This window comes from Aporhodopirellula sallentina SM41, from assembly GCF_000346505.1.
In the GTDB taxonomy this organism is placed as follows: domain Bacteria; phylum Planctomycetota; class Planctomycetia; order Pirellulales; family Pirellulaceae; genus Rhodopirellula; species Rhodopirellula sallentina.
Genome location: NZ_ANOH01000266.1, coordinates 1 through 833 on the forward strand (window position 1 = coordinate 1; position 833 = coordinate 833).

The following is an 833-nucleotide window of genomic DNA, read 5'->3' on the forward strand; positions in this document are numbered from 1 at the left end:
AGCAACGTGAGATCGAAGTGCTCGCCGATGGGCTGATGGCGACCGGTGAGAACATCGCTGCTTGCCCGGAGAAGAACATCGAGTTCTTCACGCCCGCCGGCCCGGAGAACCCAGCCTATCGCGACGACCCGACACAGCCGGTGGCCGAGGACCGCATCGAGGATCTTCCGCTGCGAGGTAAGAAGCCCAAGAAGGGCGAAGCCGACACGCGAACGTTCGACAAGTCAGCGTTCTTGTATGACTCCGAAGCAGACGTTTACTACTGTCCGATGGGTAAGACGCTCGAGCGACGTAGCGAGCGGAGTAAGTCGGAGCGTTACCTCTACCGGATCGCCAAGAGCGAGTGTACGGAGTGTCCGCTGCGGGCAAAGTGTTTCAAGAACTGTCGCAACCAGTACGGCCGCCGGATCGAGAACGGCAAGCACGAGCGGGTCAAACAAGCTCATACGACGAAGATGCAGACCGAGCGATCTCGGAAGAAATACGCACGCCGAGCGGCCGTCACGGAACGACCGTTCGCGCTGATCAAGCGAGGCTTCGGCGTCCGCGAGTTCCTGGTTCGCGGGTTGGACAAGGTGCGAGCGGAGTGGACCTTGCTGTGCATCGCCCACAACCTGCATCGCTTGCTGAGCCTCAGTCGTCCGCAAGCCCGAGCCTCGGTGCCGTAGTTCGGCTTCCTGGCATCGTGCCAACATCACCCGCCCGTCTTTCCTCCAACCCTTCGACGATCCCCGTAGCTACCGCTGCGCAATCGTCGAAGGCGGGGGTAAGGGGGAAACCATCAAAATCAAAGCAAACCGACGATAAATCGACAAACCGCCAAGAGTTTCGGG

At 60.3% G+C, this 833-nt stretch carries 1 protein-coding gene; it reads left to right on the forward strand.

The window, feature by feature from the left end; translation table 11 throughout:
- Positions 1-668, forward strand: a 668-nt coding sequence (locus tag RSSM_RS17820; RefSeq protein ID WP_044302905.1) for a transposase, incomplete at its 5' end; no start/stop codon positions are given.
- Positions 669-833 lie beyond the last annotated feature (165 nt).